At 54.1% G+C, this 12248-nt stretch carries 12 protein-coding genes; 8 read left to right on the top strand and 4 right to left on the bottom strand.

Annotated elements, in window-relative coordinates; translation table 11 throughout:
* Positions 1-60 precede the first annotated feature (60 nt).
* The 3 genes from HRQ87_RS10010 to HRQ87_RS10000 form a co-directional block, all read right to left on the bottom strand.
* Positions 61-1029: a DUF3179 domain-containing protein gene (locus HRQ87_RS10010; protein ID WP_174137873.1), complete on the bottom strand. Its 969-nt coding sequence runs from the start codon at positions 1027-1029 to the stop codon at positions 61-63.
* 69 nt (positions 1030-1098) lie between these two features.
* Positions 1099-1644, bottom strand: a complete 546-nt coding sequence (locus tag HRQ87_RS10005) for a peptidylprolyl isomerase (RefSeq protein ID WP_174137871.1) — start codon at positions 1642-1644, stop codon at positions 1099-1101.
* Positions 1637-2143, bottom strand: a complete 507-nt coding sequence (locus HRQ87_RS10000; protein WP_174137869.1) for a peptidylprolyl isomerase — start codon at positions 2141-2143, stop codon at positions 1637-1639. Before HRQ87_RS10000 ends, HRQ87_RS10005 begins: the two co-directional genes overlap by 8 nt.
* A gap of 129 nt (positions 2144-2272) precedes the next feature.
* On the opposite strand from HRQ87_RS10000, the gene HRQ87_RS09995 reads away from it, so the two are divergent.
* The 5 genes from HRQ87_RS09995 (at position 2273) to HRQ87_RS09975 (ending at position 8357) form a co-directional block, all read left to right on the top strand.
* A complete protein-coding gene (locus tag HRQ87_RS09995; protein WP_174137866.1) occupies positions 2273-3451 on the top strand; it encodes a phosphoglycerate kinase in 1179 nt (392 codons plus the stop codon).
* Position 3452: 1 nt separating this feature from the next.
* A complete protein-coding gene (locus HRQ87_RS09990; RefSeq protein ID WP_174137864.1) occupies positions 3453-4235 on the top strand; it encodes an SDR family NAD(P)-dependent oxidoreductase in 783 nt (260 codons plus the stop codon).
* A 116-nt stretch (positions 4236-4351) separates the two neighbouring features.
* Entirely contained in the window at positions 4352-5281 is a 930-nt protein-coding gene (locus HRQ87_RS09985) for a class I fructose-bisphosphate aldolase (protein WP_174137862.1), read from the top strand.
* Between the two features lie 215 nt (positions 5282-5496).
* Positions 5497-7653, top strand: a complete 2157-nt coding sequence (purL, locus tag HRQ87_RS09980; protein ID WP_174137860.1) for a phosphoribosylformylglycinamidine synthase subunit PurL — start codon at positions 5497-5499, stop codon at positions 7651-7653.
* A gap of 89 nt (positions 7654-7742) precedes the next feature.
* Complete coding sequence (locus HRQ87_RS09975; RefSeq protein ID WP_174137858.1) at positions 7743-8357, top strand: imm11 family protein; 615 nt, start codon at positions 7743-7745, stop codon at positions 8355-8357.
* Between the two features lie 90 nt (positions 8358-8447).
* On the opposite strand, the gene HRQ87_RS09970 is transcribed toward HRQ87_RS09975, so the two are convergent.
* A complete protein-coding gene (locus HRQ87_RS09970; protein WP_246252037.1) occupies positions 8448-9581 on the bottom strand; it encodes a HupE/UreJ family protein in 1134 nt (377 codons plus the stop codon).
* On the opposite strand from HRQ87_RS09970, the gene HRQ87_RS09965 reads away from it, so the two are divergent.
* Genes HRQ87_RS09965 through HRQ87_RS09955 form a run of 3 tightly spaced genes read left to right on the top strand, consistent with a single transcriptional unit; the run spans position 9568 to position 12214 of the window.
* On the top strand, positions 9568-10365 hold the full coding sequence (locus HRQ87_RS09965; RefSeq protein WP_174137856.1) for a DUF4198 domain-containing protein: 798 nt from the start codon (positions 9568-9570) through the stop codon (positions 10363-10365). The two genes, HRQ87_RS09970 and HRQ87_RS09965, sit on opposite strands and share 14 nt — an antisense overlap.
* Positions 10366-10373: 8 nt before the next feature.
* Positions 10374-11279, top strand: coding sequence for a PfkB family carbohydrate kinase (locus HRQ87_RS09960; RefSeq protein ID WP_174137854.1), 906 nt, complete (start codon positions 10374-10376; stop codon positions 11277-11279).
* Positions 11276-12214 carry a pseudouridine-5'-phosphate glycosidase gene (locus HRQ87_RS09955; protein ID WP_174137852.1) on the top strand — a complete coding sequence of 313 codons (939 nt, stop codon included), beginning with the start codon at positions 11276-11278 and terminating at the stop codon, positions 12212-12214. The genes HRQ87_RS09960 and HRQ87_RS09955 overlap by 4 nt, the downstream gene beginning before the upstream one ends.
* Positions 12215-12248: the final 34 nt, after the last annotated feature.

Below are 12248 nucleotides of genomic sequence, written 5' to 3'. Positions count from 1 at the left end.
GGGCGCTGGGTTATGCACCAATCGCACGCAGTGCCAGAAGACGTGCGCGCGATAGCGTGCTCAGTTGGATAACATCCAGGTGCCTTCGGGCCAAAAAGCGTGGAAAGCAAAAGCAAACATCACATCATGGGGCACATCACGGCCGCGCGTATCCCGCACACGCACTGTTCCCACGTCGCGACCTTTTCCAATGTTGGCACTGTCCAGCGCAGAGGCCTGCCCCTTTTCCCAAGTGATGTTCAAGCCCGCTTCTTCGACCTTGCCGCTGCGTAAACGCGCAACAGGCCAAGCACGATCTCCCACACGCACAACCCTTGCCAAAGGTTCAATCCCATGGGGCGGCATTTCACCATTATATAGAAACGGCCGCGCTGACGTATCATAGCCGGTATAAGGGTTGCGCCCGTAATCGCGCGGATAGTTTGGTTGCGCCATCACCAGTCCGTTTGGATTGCGCGCCTTGAACTCGGCCCAGCTTTCCATCCAGCTTGGTAATTGCGTCAACTCGACGCCCGTCATCTGGCCGACAATGCCCTGCCCCAGCGCCTGTTGCCACCAGCTTTCGGTTTCGCGATCATACATGACCATGTCAGAATTGCGCAGTTTTCCTGATACACCAAAAGTCAGCACCTTGCCTTGAATACGCCGATCAAAGGTGATGCCGGAGTTACAAAGCGGGCAAAAGGTTACCGCCACCGGGACACCGCCGACGGTATCATTCACGATCTCGTGCCAGGTCAGATAGCGGATGGGAAACGCACGCGGCGTATCACCAGGCAATTCCAATGTAATCACCGGTTCGCGATCCAGAATACGCTTTTCCCGGGACACTTTTATGTAATCGGGATCGGTAAGTGCGGGAATACCATCGCGTGGCGGGCCACCTGACAGGATCTCGGACCAGCTGCCGATATTTGTTTTACCAAAGTCGGTATTGGGCCATTCGACCCTCCAGCGATCCGGTGTTGCCTGTGCTGTTGTGATCAAGCAGCCAACGACGAAAGCCGCGATAAGATATTTGAAACGCATTGGGCTTCTCCTCTTCACGAAAACTGTGACAAAGGAAAAGCCCCAAGGATACCCCTGCTCGCACAGAGTTTACTGAACGACAGTGACTTTCGACATCACATCAGGTTGGCCTGTGACTGCGCCGTTGCGACCCTGACCCCGTTTGATTGCATCGACAACGTCCATACCGTCAGTCACACGTCCAACGACTGTATATTGGCCGTTCAGATGCGATGCGGGTGCAAACATGACAAAGAATTGGCTGTTTGCGGAATCCGGATTTGAAGACCGCGCCATGCCAACCACACCACGGGCAAAATCCTGCGATGAGAATTCTGCAGGCAGGTCAGGCAAGTCAGATCCACCCGTCCCAGCCATACGCATATCCGCACCCATCTTGCCATGTTCCACATCACCGGTTTGGGCCATGAAGCCGTCAATCACACGGTGAAAAACCACGTTGTCATAGGCCCCATCTGCGGCCAGCTTTGTGATCTGTTCCACATGGGCAGGTGCCACGTCTTCCAGCAGATCAATGGTAATTATACCGTTTGCTTCGCCTTCGACTTCGATTTGTAATCCGGTCGCCAAGGCTGGACTGGCCGCAAAGGCCAAAGCAAAAATCAAACTACGCATCGGCGGCCACCTTGACGCTGATCATTTTATCGGGATCAACAGGCGGTTCGCCGCGGGTGATCTTATCTACATGCTCCATGCCGGAAATAACCTGACCATAGACAGTATACTGGCCATTCAGGAAATCGTTGTCCTTGAAGTTGATGAAGAACTGGGAATTTGCAGAATTCGGATCAGACGCGCGCGCCGCACCAATGCTGCCCCGCGCATGGGGGACTTTTGAAAATTCAGCAGGTACATCCGGTAGATCAGACCCACCTGTGCCAGTACGACTTATATTAAAGTTACCTTCGGTATTTCCATTACTCACATCACCGGTCTGCGCCATGAACCCGTCAATTACGCGGTGAAAGATCACGTTGTCATAAGCGCCCGCACGGGCAAGCTCTTTCATACGCTCGCAATGTTTCGGAGCCACATCGGGCAGCAATTCGACAATCACATCGCCATCTTTCAGAGTGATGATAATCGTGTTTTCGGGATCTTTGATATCGGCCATCTGGCTCTCCTTTGTCTTGCGTTGGGGCGGAACCTAAGCCCCTTACAACAGATTGCCAAGCAAGTGATGTTGACGCGCCTGTCCCATCGCGCGACTAAGGGGTGAAATCACGTAAACCGGGGGCACGATATGGGCTGGAAAACACTTGATGATATGGACTTGGCGGGAAAGCGGATTCTGACCAGGGTTGACATTAACGTGCCTATGGAAAATGGCCGCGTGACAGACACCACACGGATCGACCGCATCGTACCAACGGTCAAAGATATACTGGCCGCAGGTGGCATCCCCATCCTGCTGGCGCACTTCGGCCGACCCAAGGGTCAGGTTGTACCAGACATGAGCCTGCGCCAACTTATCCCCACACTTGAAACGGCGCTTGAGCAATCTGTAAAATTTGCTGATGGAAACTATGGCGCGACAGCTCAGGCGCTTGAACCTGGTGATATCCTATTGATCGAAAATGTCCGCTTTGCGCCAGGCGAAGAAAAGAACGATCCCGATTTTGCAACCCGCTTGGCATCACTTGGCGACATTTATTGCAATGATGCGTTTTCCGCCGCACATCGCGCACATGCCTCAACCGAAGGGATTGCGCATATTCTGCCGTCGTGTGCGGGCCGCCTGATGCAGGCCGAACTTAGCGCGCTTGAGGCCGCATTGGGCAAGCCCGAACGCCCGGTCGTCGCCGTTGTGGGCGGAGCGAAGGTATCAACCAAACTGGATCTTCTTGGTAATCTGGTCGGCAAGGTCGATCATCTGATTATCGGCGGCGGCATGGCAAATACGTTTTTGGCCGCACAAGGTATCGACGTTGGCAAATCGTTGGCCGAACATGACATGACAGATACAGCCCGCGAAATTTTAGACAAAGCCAAGACCGCAGGTTGTCAGATCGTTTTGCCCGCAGATGTGGTTGTTGCCCGCGAATTCAAGGCAGGTGCGGCCAGCGAAGTTGTTGCGGCCAATGCCTGTCCTGCGGATGCAATGATTTTGGACGCAGGCCCGGACGCGGTTGAAACAATCAGCAAAGTGTTGGAAACTGCCAAAACACTGATCTGGAATGGACCCCTTGGTGCGTTTGAAATTGAACCGTTCGATACTGCTACCAACGCCGCCGCGCAGCTTGCGGCACAGCAAACGAAAGCTGGCAAGTTGATATCCGTTGCAGGCGGCGGTGATACAGTCGCAGCCCTGAACAAGGCCGGCGCGGCGGATAATTTCACCTATATCTCAACCGCCGGCGGCGCGTTTCTGGAATGGATGGAGGGCAAAACCCTGCCCGGCGTCGCAGCATTGGAAAGATGATATGAAACATTGGACATTGATCACCGGCGCATCCGAAGGCATCGGCAAGGAATTTGCCCGCATTGCCGCAAAAGAAGGCCGCAGCGTGATTTTGGCGGCCCGTTCGGAAGACAAGCTGAACCAATTGGCCGAAGACTTGCGCAGCAATACGGTCCAGGTTGAGGTTATCCCTGCCGACCTAAGCCGGATTGAAGACACAGCTGCCCTTTGGGATCGCGCCACAGCGGACGGGCGCATTGTTGATGTGTTGGTCAATAACGCTGGCCTTGGACGCAACGGCGTGTTTGGGGATGGAACGGATTGGGATCGCGAACTGTTATCGATACAGGTCAATATGACGGCGCTAACCTATCTTATGAAAAAAGCCATTCCGCATATGCAAAACAATGGTGGGGGTCGTATCTTGAATGTCGCGTCCACAGCAGCGTTTATGCCGGGGCCGAACATGGCGGTCTATCATGCTACCAAGGCTTATGTTTTGTCCCTGTCCGAAGCAGTTGCGGAAGAATTGCGCGGATCAAAAGTGACCATAACCGCCCTTTGTCCCGGCGCCACCCAATCGAATTTCTTTAACGAAGCGGACATGCACGACGTGACATTGGTCAATATGGGCAAACTGCCAACGGCGCGATCCGTGGCGGAACTGGGCTGGATCGGAATGCGGGGCGGCAAACGGATTGTCGTGACTGGTTTCCAGAACAAGGTTTTTGCCTTTCTGCCCAGAATTTCACCACGCAGTTTTGTCACCAGAATAGCGAAATATTTCCTATCCAAAGGTAGTTAGGCACCTTTCAGCCGATCTGTTGGCGCTATCAATGCAGCTGTTCGCGCTAACGTGTTTGCAACCCGCCGCCCGTCTCGCTAGGCCGTTAAGGAAATCAAGCCACAGGGGATTTGAGCATGAGAGCAACACGGACCGTCCAACGCATTTTGGCAAATTATGAAGGCGAAACACCCGGTGTGAAAGGGAAGCTGTGTCAGATGCTGATGCACGGCAAGCTTGGCGGTACGGGCAAGATGATTATCCTTCCTGTCGATCAGGGTTTCGAACATGGGCCCGCGCGCAGCTTCGCGCCAAACGCCCCGGGATATGATCCGCATTACCATTATCAGTTGGCGATTGATGCCGGGCTGAATGCCTATGCAGCGCCTTTGGGCATGCTTGAAGCCGGGGCCGATACCTTTGCCGGACAAATTCCGACGATCCTGAAAGCCAATTCAGCCAATTCACTGATGTCAGATACGGCTGGCAAAAATCAGGCCGTGACCGCCAGCGTCGATGACGCGCTGCGTCTGGGCTGTGCTGCGATCGGGTTCACGATTTACCCGGGGTCCGATATGGCGCTGGATATGTTCGAAGAAATCGTCGAAATCCGCAAGGAAGCTGCAGCAAAAGGTGTGGCGACTGTGATCTGGTCCTATCCACGCGGCGAAGCGATTAGCAAAAATGGTGAAACGGCGATTGATATTGCTGCTTATGCCGCGCAAATCGCCGCCCTTTTGGGCGCTCATATCATCAAGATCAAACTGTCCACAGATCATTTGGAATTGCCCGAGGCTAAAAAGGTCTATGAAGAGCAGAAAATTGACATCGCCACTCAGGCTGATCGCGTAAAGAACTGCATGCAGTCCAGCTTTGCTGGTCGCCGGATCGTCGTATTTTCAGGCGGGGCAAAAAAGGGCACCGACAGTGTTTATGATGATGCCCGCGCCATCCGCGATGGGGGCGGCAACGGATCAATCATCGGTCGCAACAGCTTTCAACGCGATAAAGCCGACGCGCTGGATATGCTAGGCAAACTGGTTGAGATTTATAAGGGCAAGGCTTGATGGGCGTTCGCTGATTAACCCGGGCGGTAGGAATGCCGCCCAACCCGACCAGCAGACCTTATCTGTCAACGCTTGGGTCACATGGATACGGAATGTGTCAGCCGTATCAGCGACATGCTCAAATAATGCGCGATCTTCTGAATAACCACCCTTTCCCATTCTGGCCCCTTGGATTATGACACCCCCAATCAATGCCTGATGGGGACACTATAGCAATGACCGACCCGGCGATTACGCCCGATTTGATAACGGCCCACGGCCTTAGCCCCGACGAATACCAACGCATTTTGGATATCATTGGTCGCGAGCCGAGCTTTACCGAGCTTGGGATTTTTTCGGCCATGTGGAACGAACATTGTTCTTACAAGTCCTCAAAAAAATGGCTGCGGACGCTGCCGACCGAGGGGCCTCAGGTTATCTGCGGGCCGGGTGAAAATGCGGGCGTTGTCGATATCGGCGACGGTCAGGCAGTTGTGTTCAAAATGGAAAGCCACAACCACCCCAGTTATATTGAACCTTATCAGGGCGCTGCAACCGGTGTGGGGGGCATTCTGCGCGATGTGTTCACCATGGGCGCGCGGCCGATTGCGGCGATGAACTCACTATCATTTGGCGAACCCGCGCATCCCAAAACCCGCCAGTTGGTCAATGGCGTGGTCGAGGGCATCGGCGGCTATGGCAACTGTTTCGGCGTGCCGACCGTGGGGGGCGAGGTGCGCTTTCACCCTGCCTACAATGGCAACTGTCTAGTCAACGCCTTTGCCGCCGGTCTGGCGGATGCGGATAAGATCTTCTATTCGGCCGCTTCGGGTGTTGGGATGCCCGTCGTCTATCTGGGCGCCAAAACAGGCCGCGACGGTGTCGGTGGCGCAACGATGGCCAGCGCGGAATTTGACGAAAGCATCGAAGAAAAACGCCCCACGGTTCAGGTAGGCGACCCCTTCACCGAAAAGCGCCTGATGGAGGCCACGCTTGAGCTGATGGCCACCGGCGCTGTGATTTCGATCCAGGATATGGGCGCGGCGGGGCTGACATGCTCGGCCGTTGAGATGGGCGACAAGGGCGGTCTGGGCGTGCGGCTGGATCTGGAAAAGGTCCCCGTGCGGGAAGAGAATATGACAGCCTATGAGATGATGCTGTCGGAATCCCAGGAACGCATGCTGATGGTGCTAAAGCCCGAGCTTGAGTCCGAGGCAAAGGCCGTCTTTGACAAATGGGATCTGGATTTTGCGATTGTGGGCGAAACGATTGCCGAAGACCGCTTTGTCATCATGCTGAATGGTGAACTGAAAGCTGATTTACCGCTGTCCAAACTGTCGTCCGAGGCCCCCGAATATGACCGCCCTTGGGAACCAACTCCGCAGGCCGATCCGCTTGGGGATGTGCCCGAAATTGAGCCAATCGACGGTCTGAAAGCTCTGCTGGCCAGCCCGAATTATGCGGCCAAGCAATGGGTTTACGAACAATATGACACCATGGTCATGGCCGATACGGTCCGCACACCCGGCCTTGGCGCGGGCATTGTCCGCGTGCATGGCACGGAAAAGGCGCTGGCCTTTACCAGCGATGTGACCCCCCGCTATGTCAAGGCCAACCCGGTTGAGGGCGGCAAACAGGCCGTGGCCGAAGCCTATCGCAATCTGACAGCCGTGGGCGCCCGCCCCCTGGCCACGACCGATAACATGAATTTCGGCAACCCTGAAAAACCTGAAATCATGGGGCAATTCGTGGGCGCCATTCAGGGCATCGGTGAAGCCGTCAAAGCGCTGGATATGCCCATCGTGTCCGGCAACGTCAGCCTTTATAACGAAACGGATGGCAGTGCGATCCTGCCCACACCAACCATCGGGGCTGTGGGTCTGTTGACGCAGGATCAGATCATCAACGACACCGCACGCGACGGGCATGTTGCATTGCTGGTCGGCGAAACAACAGGACATCTGGGGCAATCGGCCCTTTTGGCCGAGGTCTTTAACCGCGAAGAGGGCGACGCGCCTATCGTTGATCTGGACGCCGAAAAACGCAATGGCGATTTCATCCGTGACAATATTGATATGATCAAAGCCTGCACCGATCTGTCTGACGGGGGCCTTGCCCTGGCCGCGTTCGAAATGGCCGAGGCGGGTGGCGTGGGCGTACAGTTGGACGCCAGCGACACACCCACCCTGTTTGGCGAAGATCAGGCGCGTTACCTGATCGCCTGCAACTTCGATCAGGCCGAGGCATTGATGATCGCAGCTGGACAGGCCGGTGTCACCATCCAAACCGTCGGCCGCTTTACGGGTGACACCGTTTGGTTTGGCAAATCAGATGCGCCTTTATCAGAGCTACAGACCATCTTTCGCAGCAGTTTCAGAAGTGCTTTGGATTAGACCTTAAATTCGCAATGTCGGCGCTTCGAGTTTGGCGGTTTTATAGATGAAAGTCTTCGCATGGCGATAAAGTAAAGACAAAAAAAAACATGACCTATGTATTTGATCTGCAGATTGTTGGGCCCCAATTCCAAATTGGCGGTTTCATTGGGTTTGAGGAACAAATCCCTGACTTAAATACTCGAGCAAATCTTTCGAGTGTCTATGCTGAGGGTACTCGTAAACTCGGTTCAGATGAAGTCCCCAAAACTTTTAAATTAAGCAAAGCACGCGATAGTTTACCAGCCAGTTTTATGGTTCAAGATGGTCTTTACATAGTACAAAAGCCGTTTCGTGATCTGATCGAACAGCTGGACCCGGGACTGCATCAGTTTTTCCCAATTGAGGTCCGCCACCGCAACGGAACGCCGCATGATCCACCCTGCTATGCGATTAATGTGACAGAAACACGCGACAGTATCGTGGATGATCAATCAACTGTCGATAAATTTGTAACCGATCCGGAAAATACCGACAAACGTATCGTATATTTTAAAAAGGACATTACTATTGATCCCTCAAAGCTAACCAACATCCATCTCTGGCGAGAAGTGCGGTATCCAAAATCCTTGCTGATGTCGGACGAATTGCGAGATGCTCTGAAAGAAACTGGCTTAAGAATGCCCAGATGTTTCAAGGCAAAAAACCTTAGGGCTGCGATATAAATGCTTCATGGTTGACGTGACTTGGTGTGGGTCTAGTCACACAAAATCAGGGTCTGATCAGCTAACCCCTCGACATATCGAACATTCTTTCTATGCAAGGAAAACCCGTTCAATAAACCAGAATGCGCCAACGGCTGCGATAAGGCAGGATGCGGGTTTTGCAATATAGGGTTTGTACCACGGCTTGTTGCGAAACCATAAACCAACCGCTAAAAATGCAACTGCGATCACAGCCAGTTGGCCCAACTCGACCCCCACATTAAAGCCGATCAAGGCTGCAATCAGTTGCCCGTCGGGCAGACCGAATTGCCCCAAGACACTTGCAAATCCAAGACCGTGCAGCAAACCAAAGCCAAAAATCACAACAGGCCGCCACGGCTTTAACCCATCCGTGAACAGGTTTTCCACTGCGACATAGACGATGGATGCCGCGATCAGCGGTTCCACGATTTCCGCAGGCACATTGACCAGCCCCGTCACGCCAAGCGCCAAAGTCACCGTGTGGGCCAGTGTAAAAGCAGACACCTGCCATAACAGCCCCCCAAGACGGGCTGTCAGAAAGAAAAGCCCCAAAACGAACAGAATATGGTCCAGCCCCTTGGGGACGATATGATCAAACCCCACAGGAATATAGCGCATGAATGTCTGCCATCCGTTTTCCGCGGCTGCCTGATTGCGCGACAAAGGCGGGCTTAGCTGACCAGGGGCAAGATATCCGGTAAAGGCATCTTCGTCCGGCCCGATCTGTCGCAAGATCATGCTGCCAAGGGATCGATCCCATCCGACCTGCACGGGCGCGTTTGTCGGGTGATCCGCAGCCATCGTCACTATTGATTGTCGCGGCAGTTCGGCATTGCCAACGGGCGGGATTTCGACCGATTGCAGTTCAAACTGCAACATCTGCCCTTCTGACATAACAATCAGACGGCTTTGCATCTGCGACCAGTATGCCATGAATTCAGCGCGTATATCTTCGGGCGGTAAAACGCGCAGTGCATCATAATCAGCTGAATTTTCCGAGGCGTCGGTGTTTTCGATGGTTTCCAAATCAATGCCCGCCACAAAGGCTTCAAGGTTCAGCGTGACCTGCAAGGTGACGCGACCATCGTCGAGGATAACATCTGTCACGGTTGGATCAATTTCATGCGATTGCGCAGTTACAGCGAACAGCAGGGTTGACACCACCGCAATCATCCACACCCTTAAGCCCATGAAATGGATCATCGTTTTCTTCCTTTTACCCCTGCCCGTTCTTGCACATGAGTTCTGGCTGGATTCCACCGAATTTCAAGTCCAAAATGGCACTGAAGTTTCACTTTCGATACGAAATGGCGAACTGTTTGATGGCAGCGATCTGGTCTATAGCCCGCGTCGGTTTGCGCTGTTTGATCGCTGGCATCAGGGCATAAAGCATGATGTCGCAGGTCGGCTTGGAGATCGGCCCGCGGTATCGCCACGTGTCTTGCCAAGTGGGCTGCATATCTTTTCCTATCAAAGCACTGTCTCAACGCTTACGTATCAGGAATGGGAAAAATTCTTGCAATTTGCAAAGCACAAGGATTTTTCAAATATCACAGCGCGTCATCAGGCGCGTAATTTGCCCGATACAGATTTCAAAGAGTTATACACACGCTTTTGCAAAGCATTGGTCGCAGTCGGCGATGGCGCGGGCGCGGATCAAAAGACCGGGCTTGAGACTGAGTTCATCGCGCTGGCCAATCCATATGTCGACCCAATGGATCAGGGCTTGCCATTGCAATTGCTGTATCAGGATGCCCCCCGCCCCAACGTGCAGGTTGAACTGTTTGAACGGACGCCACAGGGCGATGTTAACGTCACCCTTCACCGGACAGATAAAACAGGGCGTGTGACAATTCCCGTAAAAGCCGGGCATGACTATTTGGTTGATGCAGTTGTGTTACGTATCCCGTCCGATGCAATTGCCGCTGAAAAAGATGCAGTTTGGGAAACACTCTGGGCTTCCCTTACCTTTGCGGTTCCGCAATAAGCCATGGTATGACGAAAACACTGCCACATTCTGTTGATATTTTGTGTATCGGATCCGTTTTGTGGGACATGATCGGGCGGTGCCCCAGTCACATGAGCCAGGGCGCGGATGTTCCAGGACGCATAACGCGGTTGCCAGGCGGGGTTGCGATGAACATCGCCATGACACTAGCCCGCTTTGGCCTACGCCCCATTTTGCTGACAGCTGTCGGGCAGGATGCGGAAGGTCGCGATCTGATATCCGCTTGCAGCGGGCTTGGGCTGAACACAGATCATGTCTATGTCTCGCAGGATTTGCCGACAGATCGTTATATGGCGATTGAGGGCGCAAATGGTCTGATCGCCGCCATTGCCGATGCGCATTCATTGGAAGCTGCTGGCGATAAGATACTGCGCCCCTTGTCTGACGGACAGCTTGGCAGTGAAACAGCCCCTTATGACGGACCGGTCGCACTGGATGGCAATCTGACGCTGCAATTGCTGGAACAGATTGCCCAAAGCCCACTGTTTGCCAAAGCTGATCTGCGAGTGGCCCCGGCATCGCCTGGCAAGGCCGAACGGCTGATGCCCCTGTTACGCAACAACCGCGCGACGCTTTACGTAAATCTGGAAGAAGCATCGCTGTTGTGTCACCAGAATTTCGATGATGCCCCAACCGCCGCGCGCACTTTAGTCGAAAAAGGTGCCGCGCGCGTGCTGGTCACCAATGGCGGCGAAACGGCAGCCGAGGCACGTGTTGGCCAGTTGCTGACCGCCTGCCCGCCCAAAGTTCTGGTCACACGTGTCACAGGGGCCGGTGACACCTTCATGGCCGCCCACATCGCTGCCGAAACCCAAGGGGCAGACTCGCAAGCCGCGCTGGAAAAAGCCCTGCAAACTGCCGCAATCTATGTCTCCGGAGAAACACCCCTATGATCCCAATCGCCTTTTCCCCAGATGTAATTGATGCGCGTGAAACCGGAAAGCCTATTGTGGCACTGGAAAGCACAATCATTACCCACGGCATGCCGCATCCGCAAAACGTGGAAACTGCGACGCTGGTCGAAAAAACTGTGCGCGAAAACGGTGCTGTGCCTGCCACCATCGCCGTGATGAACGGCACACTTCATATCGGTTTGACCAGTGCTGAACTGGACCAACTGGCGCAGGCAAAGGGTGTCGCAAAGCTGTCGCGCGCCGATCTTGCCACCTGCATCGCCACGGGTGGCACCGGGGCCACGACAGTTGCGGCCACCATGATTGCCGCGCGCTTTGCCGGCATTCACGTGTTTGCCACCGGCGGCATTGGCGGGGTGCATCGCGGCGCAGAAGAAACATTCGACATCTCGGCCGATCTGCAGGAACTGGCGCAAACACCGGTTACAGTGGTCGCCGCCGGGGCCAAAGCCATTCTGGATCTGTCCAAAACGCTTGAGGTCCTGGAAACCCTTGGCGTCCCTGTCATTGCCTTTGGTCAAAGCAAACTGCCTGCATTCTGGTCGCGTAATTCGGATCTAAAAGCACCACTGCGCATGGACACGTCTGCCGATATCGCGCGGGCCCATCTGATGCGGCAGGCGCTGGATTTGCCGGGCGGTCAACTGGTGGCAAATCCCATTCCCGAAGCCGATGAAATACCTAATGAAAAGATATTGCCCCTGATCGAAAAGGCTTTGGCCGAGGCACACCGCCTGGGTTTGTCTGGCAAAGCTGTCACGCCTTTTCTGTTGCAACGCATTTTTGAGCTGACCGATGGAGCATCGTTAAAGGCTAATACTGCACTTGTTCTGAACAATGCGCGCCTTGCGGCCAAGATTGCACACGAATTGATGACACAAACTGCCGATTCATCGCTAAAAGTGGTGCTGTGATTGTAGAATGATGTGAAAGAGCTTAAGTGATTTT

This window comes from Parasulfitobacter algicola (genome assembly GCF_013315265.1).
GTDB classification, from domain to species: Bacteria; Pseudomonadota; Alphaproteobacteria; order Rhodobacterales; family Rhodobacteraceae; genus Parasulfitobacter; species Parasulfitobacter algicola.
This window is presented reverse-complemented; position numbering and strand designations above follow the sequence as displayed.